The organism is Marinococcus halophilus (assembly GCF_900166605.1).
GTDB lineage: Bacteria > Bacillota > Bacilli > Bacillales > Marinococcaceae > Marinococcus > Marinococcus halophilus.
In genome coordinates this window covers 1649431-1669949 of sequence record NZ_FVZD01000006.1, presented here as the reverse complement: position 1 = coordinate 1669949, position 20519 = coordinate 1649431, and the positions used below count along the sequence as shown (strand labels likewise).

Below are 20519 nucleotides of genomic sequence, written 5' to 3'. Positions count from 1 at the left end.
GCTACTATGTCAGAAGACCGCCGCTACCGCGTTGTTATCCGCTGCCCGAAATGCGGCGAAAAGTATATTCTACGTGGCAGAAAGAACACCAACGGGGAAATGGAAACGGGTTTTCGCCGCTGTGTCTGCGGCAATGAAAGCCAGCTGCATATTGATATTGCGCCGGAGTAAAATGGTGACTTGCAATATCGATTCGTTTCATGTACTTTGGAAAGTAATCATATAACGTTTCTTATCAAGAGAGATGGAGGGATCGGCCCTTGGAAGTCTCAGCAACCAGCTGCAAAAGATGCGGTCAGGTGCTAACTCCTGCAAGCTGTGCTTGCGAGATGAGAAGAAGTATTGCATGCCAAGGTCTTCTTCTGTCTACGGAAGAAGGCCTTTTCGTACATTTAATGCATTAATTTTAGAGAAATGAGGGCTGTGACATGTCAAAGCAACTGCAGATAGAAACCATCCTTGCACAACTGGGGAATAATTCCGACCCGCGGACCGGTGCAATAAACCCTCCTGTTTATTTTTCCACAGCGTATAAACATACAGGTATTGGAGAGTCCACGGGATACGACTATTCCCGGACGGCGAACCCGACGAGAGATCTTCTCGAAAATGGTATCGCCGCGCTCGAAGGAGGTAAACAGGGGTTTGCTCTCAGCTCGGGGATGGCTGCTATTCAGACGCTGTTTGCGATCTTTGAAACCGGTGATGAAGTGATTGCAACAAGCGATATTTACGGCGGTACGTACCGTCTGTTTGAAGAAGGATGGCGGCGCTGGGGCGTGACGGTTACATACGGTGACCCGAGGGATCTTGAAGCATTCGAACAGCTGATTACCGGGAAAACGAAGGCGCTGTTTATTGAGACACCGACGAACCCGCTGATGCAGGAAGCGGATCTGAAGGAACTGTCACTGCTCGCGAAAAAGCACGGGGCCTGGCTTATTGTAGACAATACGTTTTATACCCCGGTACTTCAGCGCCCAATCGAAGAAGGCGCTGACATTGTAGTACACTCGGCCTCGAAATATTTAGGAGGGCATAATGATCTGATTGCCGGCCTGATTGTATCCAACGTGGACGAGCTCTCCGAAAAAATTGGTGCGCTTCAGAACGGCATGGGGACAATTTTAAGCCCGTTTGATTCCTGGCTGCTCATGCGCGGTATGAAAACCTTAAAGCTCCGCATGAAGCAGCATACAGAAAACGGGAAGGCGATCGCAGAGTATCTCAGCCGCCATGAAAAGATAACGGATGTGCTTTACTCCGGACGGGGAGGCATGCTTTCCTTCCGTCTCGAAAACGAAGAGTGGGTGGACTCGTTTTTGCGAAATATAAAAATCATTACTTTCGCAGAAAGCCTGGGCGGAGTTGAAAGCTTTATCACGTATCCGGCCACGCAGACACATGCCGACATGCCAGAGGCAGTAAGGGTTAACAACGGCGTAGATAACCGGCTGCTTCGTTTCAGCATCGGCATCGAAGATAAAGACGATTTAATTGAGGATCTCGAGCAGGCGCTAAGGGCGCTGTAACTAACAACCAGGAGAGGGGCAAAGCTATGAACGTACTCAAAAAACTCAGTTCCTCAATTTTGATCGGCGACGGGGCAATGGGGACGTATCTTTATCAGAAAGGCTATAAGGGTTCGTTTGAAGCCATGAACCTGACCAGTCCAGATACTGTGGAGCGCGCTCACCGGGAATATGCAGAGGCCGGGGCAGATATCCTTCAAACGAATACTTACGCTGCCAACCGGGTGAAGCTTGAAGGCTATGAGCTTGAAGATAAAGTGTTGGATATTAACCGTGCCGGCGTGCAGCTTGCAAGAAAAGCAGCAGGTGAAACAGCGTATGTATTTGCTACAGTTGGAGGCATTAAAGGCGTCCAGGTAAGTGAATATTCGGATGAATATTTGAGAAATGCGCTGCAGGAGCAAGTGGATGTCTTTTTGGCGGAGCCGGTGGACGGCCTGCTGCTTGAAACGTTCTATGACCTGCCAGAGCTTCTGCAGGTTGTCCGCTACATCCAGAGTAAGGATGCAGAAATCCCGGTTATCGCCCAGGTGGCGCTTGGAGACGTTGGCGTTATGCACGGCGGGGTGCAGATCAGTGAAGCTTTCAGCCGGCTCGAGGACGCCGGCGCTTCAGTGGTCGGTCTCAACTGCCGTATGGGCCCGTATCATATATTGAAATCCCTTGAGCAGGCAGAATTGACCGGAAAGGCGTATTATTCCGCCTACCCTAACGCCAGTCTGCCAAACTGGTACGATGGCCGGTATGTCTACCAGTCCAATCCCGAGTACTTTTATAAACAGGCATTCCGCTTTAAAGAACAAGGCGTACGTTTGATAGGCGGCTGCTGCGGCACAACCCCCGAACACGTGCGCATGATAGCGGAAGCAGTGAAACACGACGTGCCGGAAAAAACTAAGCCTCCAGTGAAGGTGGAGCCCCCAGCAGCTGAGCCCCCAGCTGAAAAGGAACAGTTTGTCCCTCTCCATGAAAAAGTAAAAAATGAAAATACGGTTATTGTAGAGCTGGACCCGCCGAAGAAGCTGAAAACGGGGAAATTTATGCGCGGCTCCCAGGCGCTTCACGACGCTGGGGCGGACGCAGTGACACTTGCCGACAACTCCCTCGCCTCCCCCCGGATCGACAACCTGGCGATGGGGGCGATGCTTAAGCAGCAGAGCTCTGCCCGGCCGCTCCTGCATATTGCCTGCCGGGACCGGAACCTGATCGGTTTGCAGTCCCATCTGCTGGGACTTCATACCATTGGTGTGCGGGATCTGCTTGCCATTACCGGAGATCCTTCCAAGGTGGGGGATTTTCCAGGAGCAAAGTCTGTATATGACGCCAACTCTGTTTCACTCATTTCCCTCATCCGGGAAATGAACGAAGGGCGTCTGTTTTCCGGAAAGTCGCTTGGAGAAAAAACAAATTTCTCCATTGGGGGAGCGTTTAATCCGAACGTGCTTCATATTGATAAAGCCGTGAAACGGCTGGAGAAAAAAGTGAATGCGGGGGCGCATTACTTTATGAGTCAGCCCGTTTATGATGTTAACCGGATTAAAACAATTCACGAAGCGGTCAAGGAACTCGAAGCTCCTGTATTTATCGGAATAATGCCTCTAGTGAGCGCTGGAAATGCAGAGTTTCTTCACAATGAAGTGCCGGGCATTCAGTTAACAGACGATACGCGAAAGCGAATGGCAGCCTGCGGGAATGATGCTGAAGCAGCCAAACGGGAAGGAATCGCTATTGCGAAAGAACTGATTGATGAAACACTCCGGTACTTTAACGGTATTTATTTAATTACGCCGTTTCTGCGCTATGAAATTACGGCTGAACTGACAAGGTATGTGCGGGAGCAGACGGAAGCTGGCGTTACAGAAATTTAACAGTTTTTCCTTTCGTCCGACATATAATATAAAAGGGGTTTTAGCTATTGTACGAAATTGGAAGCGTTTGGCATTTGCATGAAAACATAAATACAAAGGAACCGCATGACAATAAGGTTCAATACAAATCCCAGCTGCTTGATGCAGATGAAAATACGTTTACAATTGCTTTGCCCGCGGACCAGGAAACCGGGAAAAGCATTTCTTTTCAGGCAGGCAGAGCAGTGCATGTTTGGTATGTTGGAGAAGACAGTGCTGTTTATTCATTCCGTTCAACGGTCCTTTCCCGGCTAAAGGGGCAAATACCGGCATTAATCATTAAACGTCCAGAAAAAAAAGAATGGCAGCGTGTCCAGCGCAGAAACTATGTACGTGTCGACACGAGCGTTAATGCAGCTGTCCACGGATCTTCCCGGCCGTTTACAACTGTGACGGTAAATGTGAGCGGTGGTGGATGCATGCTCATTGTGCCGCCAAAAGCAAAACTGATGGAAGAGGAGCACGTACAAATCACGCTGGCTTTCCCGATGGAAGATGGCTCAATGCAATATTTGCAGTGTTCCGCTGCAGTAAGAAGAGTACTTGAAAAAGAAGAGCGGAGGCCAAAGCGGGCAAGCATGGAGTTTTTGGAGATTACTGAAAAAGAGCGCCAGGCAGTGATCAGGTACTGCTTTGAGCGGCAGCGTGCAGCAGCGAATCAGGAAAAACGAGTAAGGAGTTAAGAAACTAAAGGCCGCAGAAGCGGTCTTTTTACTGTCTCTTTTGAATAGGAGAAAATAAAAAGTTCAGGCGGAACAATATATGCAAACCGTGCGAAATATGTTAGTTTTGAAAATGATGGGCAAAGGCTACATGTTCAACAATCTAATGGGCGGGGTGCAGGAGGATGAGGAAAATCAATATTGCAATCGACGGGCCGGCCGGTGCTGGAAAGAGCACTGTATCGAAAGGATGTGCCGTACAGCTTGATTATACATACATCGATACAGGGGCGATGTACCGGGCGCTCTCATTAAAGGCGCTGCGGACGGGCACGCCGCTTGATGACGGCGAAAAAATGACGGAGCTGTTAAAAAGCACAAGCATCCGTCTCGTCGGTAATCCGAAGGTAAGTGAAGTTTACTTGGACGAGGAAAACGTATCGGAGGCTATTCGCACGAGCGAAGTTGACAGCGTGGTCTCTCTAACTGCGGCTCATCTTGGAGTACGCGAAGAAATGGCTGTTAAGCAGCGGCGGCTTGCAGCAGAAAAAAGCGCGGTACTTGACGGACGGGACATCGGCACGACTATCCTTCCGGATGCGGAATTGAAAATATTTTTAATCGCCTCTGTACAGGAACGTGCACTGCGCAGGTACAAGGAGATGCAGGAGCGCGGAAAACCGGCAGATTACGAAGAAATTTATGAAGCAATCATTCACCGGGATGAGCTTGATAAAGCCAGAGAGCATTCACCGTTAAAAAAAGCAGCGGATGCTGTGGAAATTGATACAACGGTGCTGACTGTACCCGAGGTTATCAGTAAAATCACGGCGCTCGCGGAGGAGAAGGTGAATCAGTCACATGATGTATAATATCGTAAAGTATTCTGCCTACTTCCTTGCGGTTATTCTTATGCGGGTCCGGGTCACCGGAAGAGAAAATATCCCAAAGGAAGGTCCCGTCCTGCTTTGTTCGAATCACATTAGCAACTTTGATCCGCCTCTGCTCGCCACCCATATTCGCAGAAAAGTGCACTTTATGGCTAAAAGCGAACTGTTTAATAAAAAAGTTCTCGGTTTTATTATGTATTTTGTCGGAGCCTTTCCCGTCCGCAGAGGCGTGGTAGACCGAAAGTCATTAAAACAGGGAATTCAATTTTTAAACGAGGGACAGGTTTTATGTCTTTTTCCTGAGGGTACTAGGAGTAAAAGCGGGGAAATAGGAAAAGGATTAACCGGCGCCGGTTTTTTCGCCCTCCGTTCAGACGCGGCAGTAGTTCCAGTAGCCATCAGCGGCCGCTGCGGTTTGTTTAGGCGTGTGAACGTAGTGATAGGCCGGCCGGTACCCATGCAGGACCTTCGGACGAATAAAGCGAAAGCTGAAGAAGCAACCGAAGTAATCATGGAAGAAATTAAAGCCGTTCATCAGCAGGCGAAGACCGGTTAATTTCCTTGAAATCCCCAAAACCCCATAGACAGGATTTTAGGACACTGAAGGAGGCAATGGTCAATGGCAGATGAAATGAACAATGAACTAGAAGGAATGAAAGAGTTTAACGTGGGAGATATTATCACTGCCACAGTAACAAAAGTAGAAGAAAAGCAAGCGTATGCAGATGCAGGATACAAAGTTGATGCGGTTATTCCGATCAGTGAACTTTCCAGCCTGCATGTAGAGAAAGTAGACGATGTGCTTAAGGAAGGAGATCAGCTCGAATTCAAAGTGACAAAAATGGAAGATGATGAGCTGGTTCTCTCCCGCCGGGCAGCACTTGCTGATAAATCCTGGGGCGAGCTTCAGGAAAAATATGAATCCGGCGATGTCATTGAAGCCCAGGTGGCTGAAATTGTCAAAGGCGGGCTTGTCGTCGATTTAGGCGTGCGTGGCTTTATCCCGGCTTCGCTCGTGGAAAGATACTATGTGGAAGACTTTTCAGATTATCAGGGAAAAACATTAAGACTAAAAATTGCAGAAATAGATCCGGAAGAAAACAAGCTGATTTTATCGCAGCGTGCCGTTCTGGACGAGGAGGCCGAAGTGAAGAAGAAAGAAGTACTTGAAAACTTGAATGTAGGAGATACGGTGAAAGGAACAGTGCAGCGCCTGACTAACTTTGGTGCATTTGTGGATGTCGGCGGTGTCGACGGTCTTGTCCACATTTCGCAGATGGCCCATCACCGTGTGGAATCACCAGGAGAAGTCGTTAACGAAGGCGATGAGATTGAAGTAAAAATCTTGGCTGTTGATCCGGACAGCGAAAGAGTATCTCTGTCGATTAAAGATACCCTCCCTGGACCGTGGACAACTATTGAAGGACAAATTGAAGCCGGCGATGTTATCGACGGTCATGTAAAACGGCTTGTCAGCTTCGGCGCATTCGTTGAAGTGGCTCCCGGAGTAGAAGGCCTTGTCCACATTTCCCAAATCGCGAACCGTCACATCGGAACGCCGGGAGAGGTGCTTGAAGAAGGTCAGGCAGTAACGGCTAAAGTGCTTGATATTAACCCTGCCGAGCACCGTATTTCGTTAAGCATCAGAGAGCTTGAGAGCGCCGAGACCAGTGATTCGAAAGTTCAAAGCGAATACGAAGCACCGGAAGAAGATCATGCTGGCTTCTCCCTCGGAGATATGGTCGGCGATCAGTTGAAAAAATATAAAAAGTAAGGAGATTTGCTTGTGTCGCGGGCTAGGCGGAAACAGGATCACATTGAATATGCTTTATCCACAGGTTTTTCAGCCGAAAGCAGTTTAGATGACATTCAATTTGTCCATCAGAGTCTGCCTGACTCAGCTTCTCTTTATACAGATGCATCAGTAGAAATCGGCGGACTTTCCTTAAGTTCGCCGATTCTTATTAATGCAATGACAGGTGGCGGCGGCGATGAAACAGCCGCTGTTAATGCGTCACTGGCAGAAGCTGCAGCAGCAACCGGCGTTGCTATGGCAGTCGGGTCTCAAACATCGGCGATCAAAAACGAACAGGAATCCTATACATACAAAATCGTCCGCGAAAAAAACCCTGATGGCGTTATTTTTGCCAATACAGGAAGTGAAGTTAGCGTGGAGCAGGCTGCGCAGGCAGTAGAAATGATTCAGGCGGATGCCCTTCAGATTCATTTAAACGTTATTCAGGAACTTGTTATGCCGGAAGGAGACAGGGATTTTCAGGGAGCCCTGGAGCGGATTAAGCGTATTGCTGAAGGTCTTTCTGTACCGGTTATTGTAAAAGAAGTAGGATTTGGTATCTCCTTTGAAACAGCAGCCAAACTGCGTAGTTCCGGAGTGGTCATCATTGATGCGGGAGGCAGTGGAGGCACTAACTTTTCCATGATTGAAAATAAAAGGAGAAACCAGCCATTTGCTTTTTTCGATCAATGGGGCATACCGACAGCAGCTGCCATTGCTGAAACAGTGCATGCTTGGCACCCCGGAAGCGTGATCGGCTCAGGCGGAGTGCGGCACGGTCTGGACATCGCAAAAATTATCGCCCTTGGAGGCAGTGCAAGCGGTATGGCAGGGGCGGTTCTGCGGGAAGCTAAAAATCACGGAGCGGATGGAGCCGCTGCTTTTCTTCGCCAGACCCAGGAAGAACTGAAAATAGTGATGACGGCGGTGGGAGCACAAAATATTGAGGAGCTGAAAAGAGCTCCGGTAGTCCTGCGCGGAGAGACAGCCTACTGGCTGAAAGAACGCGGAATTGACACGACTGTCTACAGCCGGCGTTCAATATAAAGGCAGAAAAGCAACCAGGCGCAACAAACGTGCCTGGTTCTTTCCTTGTTTTAAGGCTTGATGCAAATTTGGGGGCGAGGAACGGTTCTGTTTCGTGTTATGATAATGAAGATAGATTTAGAGACAGAAAGGAATCAAAATGATGGTAAAACCTACAGTTGCCATTGTCGGCAGGCCAAATGTCGGCAAATCAACAATATTTAACCGCATTATCGGAGAACGAATGGCTATCGTCGAAGACGAGCCTGGGATTACAAGAGATAGACTTTACGGAGAGGGCGAATGGCTTCACCGCTTCTTTCACGTAATTGACACCGGAGGCATTGAACTAAACGATGAACCACTGCTCACGCAAATCCGGGAACAGGCAAAGCTTGCCATTGATGAAGCAGACGTCATTATTTTTATCGTGAATGGCCGGGATGGTATTACGGCTTCTGATGAAGAAGTGGCAGATATTCTGCTTCGGTCTAAGAAACCAGTCATCACGGCTGTGAATAAAATAGACAATTATGAAATGCGGGAGCAGATGTACGAATTCTATTCGCTTGGTCTTGGAGAAGTATTTCCGATTTCAGGCTCCCATGGCCTCGGCCTCGGAGATCTGCTTGATGAAGTACTCGAACGTTTTCCTGTGGAGGAAGAAGAAGAAAAGGACGATGACACGATTCATATGGCTGTCATTGGCCAGCCAAATGTTGGTAAATCCTCTCTCGTGAATGCAGTGCTGGGCGAAGAACGGGTAATTGTGAGCGATATCCCTGGTACGACGAGAGATGCGGTGGATACAGAGTTTGAAAAAGACGATCAAAAATACAGCATTATTGATACAGCGGGTATGCGCCGGCGGGGAAAAGTGTATGAAAAAGCAGAAAAATACAGTGTCCTCCGGGCGATGCGGGCCATGGAACGGGCCGATGTCGCCGTAGTGGTGCTTGACGGCGAAGCAGGTATCCGGGAGCAGGACAAAAAAGTAGCTGGCTATGCGCATGACTCTGGCCGGGCGATTGTTATTGTAGTCAATAAATGGGATGTAATAGAAAAAGACGACAAAACAATGCACCGGTTTACCGAAGAAATACGGGAAGAATTCCAGTTTCTGGACTATGCACCGATCGTTTTCCTTTCTGCCAAAACCAAGCGGAGAATGCAGAACCTTCTGCCGGTAGTGCGTCAGGTGGCTGAAAACCATCACGTGCGGGTGCCTACCAACGTTCTGAATGAAGTGATCATGGACGCAGTGATTATGAATCCGACACCTACCCACAGTAATAAACGCCTGCGTATTAATTTTGCAACACAAGTGGCCTCCGGGCCTCCGGTTATCGTATTGTTTGTAAACGACCCGGAGCTTCTGCATTTTTCATATCGCAGATATTTGGAAAACAAATGCCGCGAAGCTTTCTCGTTTGAAGGCACCCCGCTTCGGATTGTAGCCAGAAAGAAAAACGAATAGCAGCCGGAAATGTTTGGTAAGGGGAGAGTGCAATGGGAGTAGTTCTTGCAGTTGTGATTGGTTATCTAATTGGCTCAATTAGTTTTAGTTATCTATTTGTTCAGCGGATAAAGAAGGTGGACGTCCGTTCTGTAGGAAGCGGCAATGCCGGCGCTACTAATACCCGGCGGGTACTAGGAACGAAATGGGCGGTAGTGGTACTTCTTTTGGATGTGCTGAAGGGAATGGCGGCCGTCTGGCTAGGCTTCTTTTTACAATGGACAGCTTCGACTTTGCTGCCGGGCTTTTTGTCATTAAGCCAGGTGGATGGCCTGGCACCCGCTCTTGGGGGACTGGCTGCTGTACTTGGCCATAACTGGCCGGTTTATTTTGGGTTCCGGGGCGGTAAGGGAGTAGCAACGGCCATTGGGGTCATCAGTGTACTTGTTTTTTTCCCGGCTATCTATGTCGGTATTATAGCCATTGCGGCCATTGCAATAACTGGCTACGTGTCGCTTGGGTCACTGTTGTTTGCTGTTTTGACTCCGGTTGCCGTCTTTTATACCCAGTCGACCAACGACCATCCAGAGACCTATTTGTATCTAACCGTTTTCCTCGGCCTTCTGTCGATATGGAAGCACCGCACAAATATCGTCCGCCTGCTGCGCGGCAATGAAAGTTCATTGTATAAAAAAAGCAGGGAAGGATAAAAGGAGTTAAAAACATGAAGAAACAGGCAGCTGTTATTGGGGCTGGGAGCTGGGGGACGGCCCTGGCTTCCGTCTTAGGCCAAAACCAGCACACAGTACGTCTTTGGTGCCGCAGGGAAGCACTGGCTGAAGAAATCAACACGGCACACAAAAACGAAGGTTATTTAAAAGGCATCGTACTGCCCGACAACATCGTGGCTACCACTGACATGAAGGAAGCGGCCGAAAAGGCCTCTTATATTGTGCTGGCGGTCCCGAGCGGCGCAGTCAGAAAAATCGCCCGCAAGTTAATGCCCTACCTTCACGAGGACACCATTGTCGTCCACGCAGCTAAAGGCATTGAACCGGAATCGTTTTTAAGAGTGTCACAGATTCTGAAAGAAGAGTGGGCGGATCTTTCTTTTCGAGGAATGGCAGTACTTTCAGGCCCCAGCCATGCGGAAGAAGTAGCAGAGCAGCAGCCGACCACTGTCGCGGTATCCGGCACCTCTGAACAAGTTCAGACCCTTGTACAGGAATTGTTTATGAACCAGGCTTTTCGAGTATACACAAATGATGATTTTCTTGGCGTTGAGCTTGGCGGGGCGTTGAAAAATATTATTGCTCTGGGCATTGGGCTTACTTCAGGTCTCGGGTACGGCGATAATGCAAAAGCTGCTTTAATGACGAGAGGACTGGCGGAAATCACCCGCCTCGGTACTCATTTGGGGGCTTCGCCGTTAACCTTTACCGGCCTTTCCGGCCTTGGGGATTTGATCGTTACTTGTACAAGTGAACATAGCCGGAACTGGCGTGCGGGGAATCAAATCGGGTCGGGTAAAAGCCTTGAAGATGTGCTTGAACAAATGGGTATGGTTGTCGAAGGCGTGCGCACCACTGAAGCTGTGTACCACTGGTCCCGGGAACTCGGAGTAGAGATGCCGATTACCGAAGGGCTGTACAAGGTACTGTTTGAACACGTGCCGCCGGAAAACATGGCGAAATCCCTGATGGAGCGTGGGAAGAAGAATGAAAAAGAGCACTCCATCATGCTGCTTGATAATAATTAATGCGCCATTCAGATCCAAAGGCACCTTTTTTGCTTTCTAAAAGGGCTTATGCTAAAATTTTTCAAGACAAATAGCAGCAGTTGAAGGCAGCAGAAGTTGATTGGAGGACTTACGGTGGCTAATTTCGATCACGAAAAAATAAAAGAAGGTGTCAAGCTGATTCTCGAAGGAGTAGGCGAAGATGCCGGTCGTGAAGGACTGCTTGATACTCCGGACAGAGTAGCGAGGTTGTATCAGGAAGTTTTTGCCGGGCTGCACGAATCAGCCGATGAGCATTTGAAAACTGTATTTGGGGAAGACCATGAGGAACTGGTTCTGGTAAAGGATATTCCATTTTTTTCGATGTGTGAACATCATTTAGTTCCTTTTTTTGGAAAAGCACACGTAGCTTATATCCCTAAAGGCGGAATGGTAACAGGTCTCAGTAAGCTGGCACGGACCGTAGAAACGATCGCCAAGCGTCCACAGCTTCAGGAGCGCATCACCTATACGATCGCCAACGAAATTGTATCCACGCTCGAACCGCACGGTGTGATGGTGGTGCTTGAAGCAGAACATATGTGCATGACGATGCGCGGCGTGAAAAAGCCGGGATCGATGACGGTGACATCTGCGGTGAGAGGAACATTTGAAAAAGATCAGGCAGCAAGAAGTGAAGTTCTGTCTCTTATCAAGCATTGAAAATAGCAGATAATTATCAGGCGCCTGCAGAGAGCGGGCGCTTTACCATGAACGCAAACCGAAATCAGGGAGGGTCTTAAATGCAGAACGGAGATGATTTTATCGTTATCCGTGCAGAAGAAGATGGTGTCAATGTCATGGGTTTGACCCGCGGCAAGGATACCCGTTTTCATCATCTGGAAAAATTGGACGGTGGAGAAGTACTCATCGCCCAGTTTACCGAGCATACGTCTGCGATTAAGGTACGCGGCAATGCGATTATACAGACGAGCTACGGGGAAATGAAGGCAGGAAGCAAGGAAGATTAAAGCATTCTCTCTTGGAAATAAAGAGGCTGTGCTATAATTGGAGAGCAGAGAATGCGAGAAATGAAATCAACAGCATTTAAGGGGTTGGGGGGAGCGGCATGAACGACTACTGGACACAATGTGCAGAGGAAATAAAAAAAGAGTTTCAGCGCCTGACCCAGCATTCGTATATTGAGCAGAAAATCGGGCTGCCGGAAGCGCACGAAGAAACGATCTATCTGCTGCTGGAAGCGCTAAGGGAAACCAAAGTTTCCCAGGAGCAGGCAGTGGAACAAATCGCTGCTGTGCTGCTCGTACAGTCAGCGTTTAAAGCTCATGAACAAATTCAGCTCCATAATGACGGAGACGACAAAAAGATAAGGCAGCTGACGATTCTAAATGGCGATTTAATGAGCAGTCTCTACTACCGCTTGCTAAGCACTGTCTTCCATCAGGAGATCCTTCTGATCTTTACATCAGCAATCCGAAGCATGAACGAGGCAAAAATGAAGCTGCATTTTGGGGAATGCCGGGATTTTGCCGATATGCTCCAAACATTGAGAACGGGCGAAGCAGGAATTGTGGAAGCAGTCACTCGTTTTTACGGACGAGAGCATCTGGCAGTAGCTTCTTCATCTATATTCGCCTTGAAAAGGCTTATGCATGAACGGGAGTGGTTTGACCGCAGTGAAGAATTTTCTGCCTGTGCCGTTCAGGTGCAGCACTGGGAATGTCAATCACAGAACGCCCAGCAAATACTAAAACAATTAATCGATCAAGAACACAGCTTTTTTCATCAGCATGTTAAACAAGACGATCAACTTTCAACTGCGCTGCAGTCGTTGATGGATGAATGGATAGCTGTAGGTATTGAGTAAAGAGGGGTTTCAATAATGGCTACCCAAAAAGAAAAAAAAGTATATCAAGTATTTCAGTCCATCTCAGGCAGCTACGATCACATGAACAGCGTGATCAGCTTCCGGCTGCATAAGCTCTGGCGGAAAAAAACGATGAAGCAGATGAACGTCCGACGCGGAACAACCGCGCTTGATTTATGCTGCGGGACAGCAGACTGGACTATTCAGCTGGGTAAAGCAGCAGGGCCAGGCGGCGGTGTCACCGGGATCGATTTCAGCGAAAAGATGCTCGAAGTCGGACGGGAAAAAATTCAACGGGAACAGCTTGCAAACATTGATTTGATACACGGAAATGTGAACAACCTGCCATTTGAGGATAACTCGTTTGATTACGTTACAATAGGCTTTGGTCTGCGTAATGTATCGGACTATCTGCGGGTGCTGAAGGAAATGCAGCGGGTGTTAAAGCCTGGCGGAACCGCAGTATGCCTGGAAACATCCTGGCCGGAAAACAATGTAGTAGAAAAATTCTATTCGTTTTACTTTCAATCGGTTATGCCGATAGTAGGTAAGGTATTAATTAATCGGTACGAGGAATACCGCTGGCTGCAGGAGTCGACCATGGCATTCCCATCAAAAGAAACGCTCGGGGTAATGTTCATGGAAGCAGGATTCAGCCAGGTACAGATGTCTCCTTTTTCTGCCGGAACGGTCTGTGCCCATATTGCACGGAAAAAATGATAAGATGATAATAATAAGGAAGTTGAACCAATGAGTAAACTTAAAACTATTTTAGAAATGATTAAATTTGAACATACCGTATTTGCCCTCCCATTTGCATTTTTGGGAGCGGCGCTCGGCGGCCTCATGATCAACGGAGCCTGGCCGTCCATTGCTGACTGGATCTGGATTACACTTGCAATGTTTGGCGCACGAAGCGCTGCAATGACATTGAATCGCCTGATCGATGCAGAAATAGATGCCCGCAATCCTAGAACGGAAACACGTGCCATCCCTGCTGGAGACGTTTCAAGAGGTCAAGCCATTTTGTTTGTGCTTGGTTCTTTTTTTATTTTATTTATCGCTGCCTTCCAGTTAAACATGCTGGCCGTTTATCTGCTGCCAATCCCTGTCTTTTTTATGACTCTGTATTCCTACACAAAACGTTTTACTTGGCTCTGCCACGTGTTTTTAGGGGTAACAATCGGAATCGCTCCGCTCGGAGGATGGGTCGGAGCAACAGGCACACTGCAGCCGGAGGCTTTTTTGCTGTTTGCGGCAGTAGCGATGTGGATTGGTGGATTTGATATTATTTATGCTACGCAGGATGCGGAATACGATAAGCGCGTCGGCCTAAAGTCTATTCCGGCCCGCTTCGGGATTACGAAAGCACTTTATATCTCCCGGGGTTTTCATCTTGTCAGCCTTATTTCACTTTTGATTTTGTATCTGCTTTCCCCGCTCAGTTGGTTCTACCTTCTCGGTCTAGCCGCCGCCGCAGCGGTCATGATTTACGAACATTCCCTGGTGAAGCCTTACGATCTGTCAAAGGTTGGTGTAGCTTTTTTTCCTATGAATGGAATCATTAGTATCGTGATATTGGTATTTACCCTCGGGGATATTTTAATGTAAAAGCTTGCTTAGCATATTTGAAGATGTATACGATTTGGAGAGATGGTTATGTCCATAACAATGGGAGAAATCGCTTATACGAATGCAAAACCGTTTTTTTATTATCTTGACCGGCAAAAGCTGCTTCAGGAAGGAGTCCAATTCGAACAGGACGTTCCGGCATCGCTGAACCGGAAGCTCGAAGAACAGAAACTGAGCGGAAGCGCCGTTTCTTCGTTTGCTTTTGGCTCGAGCATACGTGCTCTTTCGCTTCTGCCTTCTGTTTGTGTAGCTTCTGTGGGGAAGGTAAGGTCCATTCTGTTCTACTCCAGGTACCCGGTTGACGAGCTTTCGGGAAGACGGATTGCTTTGACCTCGACAAGCGCCACCAGCGTTCATCTGCTGAAAATCATTCTGCAGGAATTCTACCAGGTGACAGAGGCAGATTACCAGACACAGACCCCGGACCCAGTGAAAATGAAAGAACAGAACGACGCTTACCTTTTAATTGGCGACGACGCCATTAAAGCTTCATGGGAAGAGAGTGATTGGTTCCAGTACGACCTCGGCGAATTGTGGTATGCTCATACCGGGCTTCCAATGGTTTATGCCGTATTTGCTGTCCAAAATGATTCGTTTCAGCAGAATGAGAGTACGTGGACAGTGCTTTACCAGAATTTTTTACAGAGCCGCCAGAAAGCTGAACGAGATAATTTTACCGGCATGGCCGCTGAGTACAGCCAGCAGCTTGGAGGGAGCAGTGCTTACTGGCAGGAGTACTTCCGGGGCCTTCATTTCACGCTTGGGACCAAAGAACAGGAAGGCCTGCTTTATTATTACCATCTCGCTTATAAGTATGGGTATTTAAATGAAGCAGTTGAAAGTTTAGATATTTTGCAGCCGGGAGACGAGGTGCATTATTTATTTTGAAGGTGAATAAGATGAAGCTGATGGATCTGTACAGAGACTTGAAACCGGATATAAAAGTGATTGAAAAGACGCTCGAGGAAGCGGTGGATTCGAAGCATGCCGTCTTAACAGAAGCGTCGAATCATTTATTGAAAGCTGGGGGCAAGCGCATCCGGCCGGTTTTAGTGTTGTTAAGCGCGAAATTTGGAAATTATGATATCGGGCACATTAAGCACGCTGCTGCCTCGCTCGAACTGATACACATGGCTTCTCTTGTTCATGATGACGTGATAGATGATGCCGAACTGCGTCGGGGTGAACCTACAGTGAAAGCCGCGTGGGACAATAAAGTAGCAATGTATACTGGCGATTACATCTTTGGTAGTGCGGTCGAACGGGCTGCTTATTACCGGGACCCAGTTATTAACCGGATTATCTCGAAAACGCTGATCGAAATATGCGTAGGAGAGATCGAACAGATTCGCGATCAGTATAACTGGGATCAGCCGCTGCGTACTTATCTGCGAAGAATCCGGAGAAAAACAGCGGTATTGATTGCTGCCGGATGTGAACTTGGAGCTGCTAGTGCCGGAGCGTCGAAGCAAACACAGTGCCAGCTTTACCGCTACGGTTATCACCTTGGCATGTCCTACCAGATTATCGATGACATTCTTGACTTCACCGGCAGTGAAAAAGAGCTCGGAAAGCCGGCCGGCGGTGACCTGAGGCAGGGAAATGTAACGCTCCCTGCGCTGTTTGCCATGTATCACAATCCCCATCTACAGGAAGAAATTAGTGCGGCCATTCTGGAAGAGAGGGTAGACGAAGAGCAGGTCTCCCGAATTCTTTCAAAAATTAACAATTCCGGGGGAATAGAATACGCGAAAGCGATGAGCGAACGGTATCTTGAGAAAGCATATGAAGCCATTGCTACTTTGCCGGAAATAGAGGCAAAGGACTCTTTAAAGGATATAGCTGCATATATTGGCGGCAGAAAATATTAATTTCCCGTCCAGCCTGTAATTGCTAACGCTTTCAACTTTTGCTATACTATTTCTGGTAAATAGTTATGGATGGGGGAAGTATTATGACCAGTGAACGAACGTTTGTGATGGTAAAGCCGGACGGGGTCCAGCGCGGCTTAGTCGGCAGAATTGTTCAACGCTTTGAAGAAAAAGGATTGAAAATGGCTGCCGGTAAATTCATGCGTATTTCAACTGAATTAGCTCAAACGCATTACGAAGAACATAAGGAAAAGCCTTTTTTTGATGATTTGGTCAGTTTTATTACATCAGGGCCAGTATTTGCCGTAGTGCTTGAAGGCCAGGACGCCATACATATTTCCCGGGCACTGATCGGGAAAACAGATCCAAAAGAAGCACTGGCAGGAACAATCCGCGGCGATTATGGCCATATAAAAGAAAAAAACGTAGTCCATGGTTCGGATTCTCTCGAAAGTGCGGACCGGGAAATTGGTTTGTTCTTCAAAGCAGAAGAAGTGCTCGAGTACGAGCGTGCCATTGATGCCTGGCTGTAAAATAAGATTAAGCTGACATGCTTTTGGGAATACACCCTTATAGACAATCCAAGATAAGGGTGATAACTAATGATGTATTTACTGGCAATACTTTTGCCGCCGGTGGCTGTATTAATCGTTGGCCGGCCATTTCAGGCGTTTATTAATTTTCTGCTGCTCCTGATTTTCTGGGTGCCGGCGTCCATTCATGCCTGCTTTGTTGTTGCAGATGCCAAAGCAGAAAAACGAGCGAAAAGGTACTAACTTAAAACGTGTCCCCATCAGGGGGCTCGTTTTTTTATAATCTATCAAAACGCCTCCTGTATTATTTCAATTGAATATTTTTATGCCGCCAGTCGATATAATTAAAAAGGTTTTCGCACGGGCTCTGATGAAAAAAGAACGCCGTGCTATAATATTGATACTCAGTAAAGTGGGGATACTATGACAGGCAGGCAGAACACAGTAGTGGAAGATCAAATAAACGATGATTATGGTGTGTTTGTGCAAAAAATGAAAGGCCTCACCGGTCTGGATCTGCATTTATACAAAGAGGCGCAGATGAAGCGGCGCCTGTTTTCCTTTCTGCAGAAAAAAGGGTTTTACTCGTTTACAGATTTATATAACCGGGGGATTCAAAATGACAAAGTACTTTTAGAAGAAATGCTGGACCGGATGACCATTAATGTTTCCGAATTTTTTCGTAATCCCTCCCGGTGGGAGGTGCTGCAGACGTCGATTCTTCCAGAAATAGTTAAAAAGCAAAGCAACCCGCACATTTGGTCTGCAGCCTGTTCCACGGGGGAAGAACCATATTCTCTTTGGATGATGATGAAAGAACAATTTTCGGGAGTACCTTTTTCTATTACTGCCACTGACATTGACCGCCGGATTCTTGAGCAGGCGCAGTTGGGCATCTATTCAAGCCGGGCTGTGGAAAATGTGCCGCCGGCATATCTGCAAAAATATTTCCAGGCAGGTCCGCCTGCCTACCAATTTGATACAAAAGCTGCGGCCAAAGATATTCGTTTTAAAAAGCAGAATCTTCTTGCAGACAAACCAGTAAGGGATGTAGATGTTATCATTTGCAGAAATGTGATGATTTATTTTACTGAAGAAGCAAAGGAGTATATTTATCACCAGTTTTATCAAACATTGCGGCCGGGCGGGGTGTTGTTTGTCGGAAGCACGGAGCAGATGTTTCATCCGGAAAAGTATAAATTTGAGCCGGCCGGGACTTTTTTTTACCGTAAAATATAAGCTTTTCAGGAAGATGGCAGAAGGCAGTTTCGCTAAATAGAGGAGTATGTTATCATTTACTGCATAAAAGCACTAAAGAGATACGCATGGAGTAAAGGGGAGAGAAGGCACACATGAGATTTTTAACCGCAGGGGAATCACACGGACCACAACAGACAACGATCGTTGAGGGAGTTCCGGCACAGATGGAGCTTCTTGAAGAGGACATCAACCAGGAGCTGGCTAGGCGCCAGGGCGGTTACGGCCGCGGCCGCAGGATGCAGATTGAAAAAGATAAAGTGAAGTTTTTAAGCGGGGTCCGGCACGGAAAAACGACCGGAGCACCGATCACAATGGTCGTAGAAAACGACGATTTTAAACACTGGGAAAAAATTATGGGCACGGAGCCTTTATCTGAAGAGGAAGCGGAAAAAGTGAAAAGGAAAATTACCCGCCCGCGTCCTGGTCATGCGGATTTGAACGGGGCTATTAAATACGGCCACCGCGACATGAGAAATGTCCTCGAGCGGTCTTCGGCAAGAGAAACGACCGCCCGGGTAATGGCGGGGGCACTCGCGAAAAAAATTCTTAAGACCTTTGGAATAGAGGTTGGCGGACAGGTACTTACGATTGGCGGTATTCATTCAGCGCAGACGTCTTATTCCTCCATCCGGGAACTGCAGGAAAAAACAGAAGCTTCCCCGGTTCGCTGCCTGGATCCGGAAGCAGAGAAGCAAATGATGGAAGCGATCGACAAGGCGAAAGCGGATGGCGATTCCATTGGCGGCGTTGTACAGACTGTGGTGGAAGGCCTGCCGGTGGGGCTGGGAAGCCATGTGCAGTACGATCATAAGCTTGACGGTAAAATCGTTGGGGCCGTTGCAAGCATTAACGCTTTTAAAGGGGCGGAAGTCGGTATTGGCTTTGAAGCAGCGAACCGGCCGGGGAGCCAGGTTCATGATGAAATTGTCTGGGACAAAGAGCACGGCTACTATCGCAGCACCAATAACCTTGGTGGTTTTGAGGGCGGTATGACAAACGGTATGCCAGTAGTCATTCAGGGCGTGATGAAGCCGATTCCAACTCTCTACAAGCCGCTGCAAAGCGTAGACATTGATTCTAAAGAGCCGTTTAAAGCGAGCATTGAGCGTTCGGACAGCTGTGCGGTGCCTGCTGCCTCAGTTGTGATGGAAAACGTTGTAGCATTCGAAGTGGCTGTATCCTTTTTGGATATGTTCGGCACAGATAATGTTGACCGCATCCGCCGGAATTTTGAAGAGTACGTACAGGAAGCGAAGGAATTTTAAGCGATGGAAACCGTACAGATACAAGCGGAGAAAAGAAGCTATCCGGTAATAATCGGGGAAGGGCTCCGCTATCAGCTTGGAGACGTTTTACAGGAAACGGCGGCCGGCAAAAGCCGCTTTCTGCTCGTCGTGGACGAGGCGGTAGAAGCTCTGTACCGGAGAGAAACAGAAAGCCAGCTCGCCCGGCTGCTTCCCGTAAGCACCTATGTGATGCCTTCAGGAGAAGGATCCAAATCGGTAATGGAGCTTGCCCGGCTTTGGGAGTTCGCAGCGGAAAAGGAGATGGACAGAAAATCAGTCTTTGTAGCACTCGGTGGCGGAGTGGCAGGAGACTTGACCGGGTTTGCAGCGGCTGGGTACATGCGGGGTGTGGACTATATTCAACTGCCGACCACTCTTCTTGCTCAGGACAGCAGTGTGGGGGGGAAGACCGGTATTAACCTGAATGCCGGCAAAAATCTCGCTGGCGCTTTTCACCCGCCACTTGCCGTAATATACGATATACAGACGCTTCATACCCTGCCAGACGCCGAGTGGCGCTCTGGATTCGCAGAAATGATCAAGCATGCCTATCTTGACGGAGAGAGCTTTTTACAGGATTTAAAAGCCCGCGTCCAGAGTGTGGAAGATATGAAGTCACCTGAAGTCGCTTCATGGATCAGACGGTCGATTGAAGTCAAAGCCCGTATTGTCGAAGAAGACGAACGCGAGCAGGGAGTGCGGGCGTTTTTAAACCTGGGGCACACCCTGGGCCATGCCTTGGAAAAAGAGTTGGGGTACGGCCGGATTACTCATGGGGAAGGTGTGGCGGCCGGCCTTTGGTTTGCGCTCGCCTTAAGTAACGATGAGGGCGTGGGCCACTGGGACCTGGGCAAAGAAAAAAAATGGCTCGAATCGCTCGGCTATCCAATGGACGCCCCCGGTGAGCTTTCAGCGGCCACGCTGGTGGAATCAATGAAAAGAGATAAAAAGACTTCCCACGGGAATATCCATTACGTGCTGCTTGAGGAACCAGGGAAGCCACGGAAAGCAAAAGTGGAAGAAGATACGATCAGGCAGCTGCTAGATCGCTACTACAAATAGGC

General features: G+C 48.2%; 23 protein-coding genes and 1 riboswitch. All 23 genes read left to right on the top strand.

The genetic code is table 11. From position 1 onward, the window contains the following. Nucleotides 1-6 precede the first annotated feature (6 nt). A complete protein-coding gene (locus B5066_RS16850) occupies nucleotides 7-171 on the top strand; it encodes a hypothetical protein (RefSeq protein ID WP_179124127.1) in 165 nt (54 codons plus the stop codon). 58 nt (nucleotides 172-229) lie between these two features. Next, a riboswitch (SAM riboswitch) is annotated at nucleotides 230-336 on the top strand. Between the two features lie 92 nt (nucleotides 337-428). Next, the gene (locus B5066_RS14470; RefSeq protein WP_079476607.1) at nucleotides 429-1532 is read left to right on the top strand and encodes a methionine biosynthesis PLP-dependent protein; all 1104 of its coding nucleotides are present in this window, start codon (nucleotides 429-431) and stop codon (nucleotides 1530-1532) included. A gap of 26 nt (nucleotides 1533-1558) precedes the next feature. After that, nucleotides 1559-3400, top strand: a complete 1842-nt coding sequence (locus B5066_RS14465; protein WP_079476606.1) for a bifunctional homocysteine S-methyltransferase/methylenetetrahydrofolate reductase — start codon at nucleotides 1559-1561, stop codon at nucleotides 3398-3400. Between the two features lie 47 nt (nucleotides 3401-3447). After that, nucleotides 3448-4122, top strand: a complete 675-nt coding sequence (locus B5066_RS14460; RefSeq protein WP_079476605.1) for a flagellar brake protein — start codon at nucleotides 3448-3450, stop codon at nucleotides 4120-4122. A 164-nt stretch (nucleotides 4123-4286) separates the two neighbouring features. Then, complete coding sequence (gene cmk / locus B5066_RS14455; RefSeq protein ID WP_079476604.1) at nucleotides 4287-4973, top strand: (d)CMP kinase; 687 nt, start codon at nucleotides 4287-4289, stop codon at nucleotides 4971-4973. Continuing rightward, the gene (locus B5066_RS14450) at nucleotides 4963-5547 is read left to right on the top strand and encodes a lysophospholipid acyltransferase family protein (protein WP_079476603.1); all 585 of its coding nucleotides are present in this window, start codon (nucleotides 4963-4965) and stop codon (nucleotides 5545-5547) included. The genes cmk and B5066_RS14450 overlap by 11 nt, the downstream gene beginning before the upstream one ends. A 63-nt stretch (nucleotides 5548-5610) precedes the next feature. Continuing rightward, nucleotides 5611-6765 carry a 30S ribosomal protein S1 gene (gene rpsA, locus B5066_RS14445; RefSeq protein ID WP_079476602.1) on the top strand — a complete coding sequence of 385 codons (1155 nt, stop codon included), beginning with the start codon at nucleotides 5611-5613 and terminating at the stop codon, nucleotides 6763-6765. A gap of 12 nt (nucleotides 6766-6777) precedes the next feature. After that, nucleotides 6778-7833, top strand: coding sequence for a type 2 isopentenyl-diphosphate Delta-isomerase (gene fni / locus B5066_RS14440; protein WP_079476601.1), 1056 nt, complete (start codon nucleotides 6778-6780; stop codon nucleotides 7831-7833). A 142-nt stretch (nucleotides 7834-7975) separates the two neighbouring features. After that, nucleotides 7976-9289 (top strand): ribosome biogenesis GTPase Der, encoded by a 1314-nt coding sequence (gene der, locus B5066_RS14435; RefSeq protein WP_079476600.1) that lies wholly within the window; start codon nucleotides 7976-7978, stop codon nucleotides 9287-9289. 32 nt (nucleotides 9290-9321) lie between these two features. After that, the gene (gene plsY, locus B5066_RS14430; protein ID WP_079476599.1) at nucleotides 9322-9978 is read left to right on the top strand and encodes a glycerol-3-phosphate 1-O-acyltransferase PlsY; all 657 of its coding nucleotides are present in this window, start codon (nucleotides 9322-9324) and stop codon (nucleotides 9976-9978) included. Nucleotides 9979-9992: 14 nt separating this feature from the next. After that, nucleotides 9993-11027 carry an NAD(P)H-dependent glycerol-3-phosphate dehydrogenase gene (locus B5066_RS14425; protein WP_079476598.1) on the top strand — a complete coding sequence of 345 codons (1035 nt, stop codon included), beginning with the start codon at nucleotides 9993-9995 and terminating at the stop codon, nucleotides 11025-11027. A gap of 114 nt (nucleotides 11028-11141) precedes the next feature. Continuing rightward, on the top strand, nucleotides 11142-11708 hold the full coding sequence (gene folE, locus B5066_RS14420; protein ID WP_079476597.1) for a GTP cyclohydrolase I FolE: 567 nt from the start codon (nucleotides 11142-11144) through the stop codon (nucleotides 11706-11708). An 80-nt stretch (nucleotides 11709-11788) separates the two neighbouring features. Then, the gene (mtrB, locus tag B5066_RS14415) at nucleotides 11789-12016 is read left to right on the top strand and encodes a trp RNA-binding attenuation protein MtrB (RefSeq protein ID WP_079476596.1); all 228 of its coding nucleotides are present in this window, start codon (nucleotides 11789-11791) and stop codon (nucleotides 12014-12016) included. 98 nt (nucleotides 12017-12114) lie between these two features. Continuing rightward, nucleotides 12115-12873, top strand: a complete 759-nt coding sequence (locus B5066_RS14410; protein ID WP_079476595.1) for a heptaprenyl diphosphate synthase component 1 — start codon at nucleotides 12115-12117, stop codon at nucleotides 12871-12873. A 15-nt stretch (nucleotides 12874-12888) separates the two neighbouring features. Continuing rightward, nucleotides 12889-13593 carry a demethylmenaquinone methyltransferase gene (locus B5066_RS14405; RefSeq protein WP_079476594.1) on the top strand — a complete coding sequence of 235 codons (705 nt, stop codon included), beginning with the start codon at nucleotides 12889-12891 and terminating at the stop codon, nucleotides 13591-13593. Nucleotides 13594-13623: 30 nt separating this feature from the next. After that, a complete protein-coding gene (locus B5066_RS14400; protein WP_079476593.1) occupies nucleotides 13624-14484 on the top strand; it encodes a UbiA-like polyprenyltransferase in 861 nt (286 codons plus the stop codon). A gap of 48 nt (nucleotides 14485-14532) precedes the next feature. Further along, complete coding sequence (locus B5066_RS14395; protein WP_158219085.1) at nucleotides 14533-15393, top strand: menaquinone biosynthesis protein; 861 nt, start codon at nucleotides 14533-14535, stop codon at nucleotides 15391-15393. Nucleotides 15394-15404: 11 nt separating this feature from the next. After that, complete coding sequence (gene hepT, locus B5066_RS14390) at nucleotides 15405-16376, top strand: heptaprenyl diphosphate synthase component II (protein ID WP_079476591.1); 972 nt, start codon at nucleotides 15405-15407, stop codon at nucleotides 16374-16376. Nucleotides 16377-16459: 83 nt separating this feature from the next. Continuing rightward, on the top strand, nucleotides 16460-16909 hold the full coding sequence (ndk, locus tag B5066_RS14385) for a nucleoside-diphosphate kinase (RefSeq protein ID WP_079476590.1): 450 nt from the start codon (nucleotides 16460-16462) through the stop codon (nucleotides 16907-16909). A gap of 69 nt (nucleotides 16910-16978) precedes the next feature. Continuing rightward, nucleotides 16979-17152 carry a YqaE/Pmp3 family membrane protein gene (locus B5066_RS14380; RefSeq protein ID WP_079476589.1) on the top strand — a complete coding sequence of 58 codons (174 nt, stop codon included), beginning with the start codon at nucleotides 16979-16981 and terminating at the stop codon, nucleotides 17150-17152. A gap of 180 nt (nucleotides 17153-17332) precedes the next feature. Next, nucleotides 17333-18148 carry a CheR family methyltransferase gene (locus B5066_RS14375; protein ID WP_179124126.1) on the top strand — a complete coding sequence of 272 codons (816 nt, stop codon included), beginning with the start codon at nucleotides 17333-17335 and terminating at the stop codon, nucleotides 18146-18148. 113 nt (nucleotides 18149-18261) lie between these two features. Further along, on the top strand, nucleotides 18262-19434 hold the full coding sequence (gene aroC / locus B5066_RS14370; protein ID WP_079476588.1) for a chorismate synthase: 1173 nt from the start codon (nucleotides 18262-18264) through the stop codon (nucleotides 19432-19434). A gap of 3 nt (nucleotides 19435-19437) precedes the next feature. After that, on the top strand, nucleotides 19438-20517 hold the full coding sequence (gene aroB / locus B5066_RS14365) for a 3-dehydroquinate synthase (protein WP_079476587.1): 1080 nt from the start codon (nucleotides 19438-19440) through the stop codon (nucleotides 20515-20517). Nucleotides 20518-20519: the final 2 nt, after the last annotated feature.

What these genes read in the sequence shown, in the direction of transcription:
- der (WP_079476600.1), top strand. Translation starts at nt 7,976, where the DNA reads ATGGTAAAACCTACAGTTGCCATTGTCGGCAGGCCAAATGTCGGCAAA.
- B5066_RS14395 (WP_158219085.1), top strand. Translation starts at nt 14,533, where the DNA reads ATGTCCATAACAATGGGAGAAATCGCTTATACGAATGCAAAACCGTTT.
- B5066_RS14380 (WP_079476589.1), top strand. Translation starts at nt 16,979, where the DNA reads ATGATGTATTTACTGGCAATACTTTTGCCGCCGGTGGCTGTATTAATC.
- plsY (WP_079476599.1), top strand. Translation starts at nt 9,322, where the DNA reads ATGGGAGTAGTTCTTGCAGTTGTGATTGGTTATCTAATTGGCTCAATT.
- B5066_RS14465 (WP_079476606.1), top strand. Translation starts at nt 1,559, where the DNA reads ATGAACGTACTCAAAAAACTCAGTTCCTCAATTTTGATCGGCGACGGG.
- B5066_RS14375 (WP_179124126.1), top strand. Translation starts at nt 17,333, where the DNA reads ATGACAGGCAGGCAGAACACAGTAGTGGAAGATCAAATAAACGATGAT.
- hepT (WP_079476591.1), top strand. Translation starts at nt 15,405, where the DNA reads ATGAAGCTGATGGATCTGTACAGAGACTTGAAACCGGATATAAAAGTG.
- B5066_RS14470 (WP_079476607.1), top strand. Translation starts at nt 429, where the DNA reads ATGTCAAAGCAACTGCAGATAGAAACCATCCTTGCACAACTGGGGAAT.
- rpsA (WP_079476602.1), top strand. Translation starts at nt 5,611, where the DNA reads ATGGCAGATGAAATGAACAATGAACTAGAAGGAATGAAAGAGTTTAAC.
- B5066_RS16850 (WP_179124127.1), top strand. Translation starts at nt 7, where the DNA reads ATGTCAGAAGACCGCCGCTACCGCGTTGTTATCCGCTGCCCGAAATGC.
- aroC (WP_079476588.1), top strand. Translation starts at nt 18,262, where the DNA reads ATGAGATTTTTAACCGCAGGGGAATCACACGGACCACAACAGACAACG.
- B5066_RS14400 (WP_079476593.1), top strand. Translation starts at nt 13,624, where the DNA reads ATGAGTAAACTTAAAACTATTTTAGAAATGATTAAATTTGAACATACC.
- B5066_RS14450 (WP_079476603.1), top strand. Translation starts at nt 4,963, where the DNA reads ATGATGTATAATATCGTAAAGTATTCTGCCTACTTCCTTGCGGTTATT.
- B5066_RS14425 (WP_079476598.1), top strand. Translation starts at nt 9,993, where the DNA reads ATGAAGAAACAGGCAGCTGTTATTGGGGCTGGGAGCTGGGGGACGGCC.
- cmk (WP_079476604.1), top strand. Translation starts at nt 4,287, where the DNA reads ATGAGGAAAATCAATATTGCAATCGACGGGCCGGCCGGTGCTGGAAAG.
- B5066_RS14405 (WP_079476594.1), top strand. Translation starts at nt 12,889, where the DNA reads ATGGCTACCCAAAAAGAAAAAAAAGTATATCAAGTATTTCAGTCCATC.
- ndk (WP_079476590.1), top strand. Translation starts at nt 16,460, where the DNA reads ATGACCAGTGAACGAACGTTTGTGATGGTAAAGCCGGACGGGGTCCAG.
- mtrB (WP_079476596.1), top strand. Translation starts at nt 11,789, where the DNA reads ATGCAGAACGGAGATGATTTTATCGTTATCCGTGCAGAAGAAGATGGT.
- aroB (WP_079476587.1), top strand. Translation starts at nt 19,438, where the DNA reads ATGGAAACCGTACAGATACAAGCGGAGAAAAGAAGCTATCCGGTAATA.
- B5066_RS14410 (WP_079476595.1), top strand. Translation starts at nt 12,115, where the DNA reads ATGAACGACTACTGGACACAATGTGCAGAGGAAATAAAAAAAGAGTTT.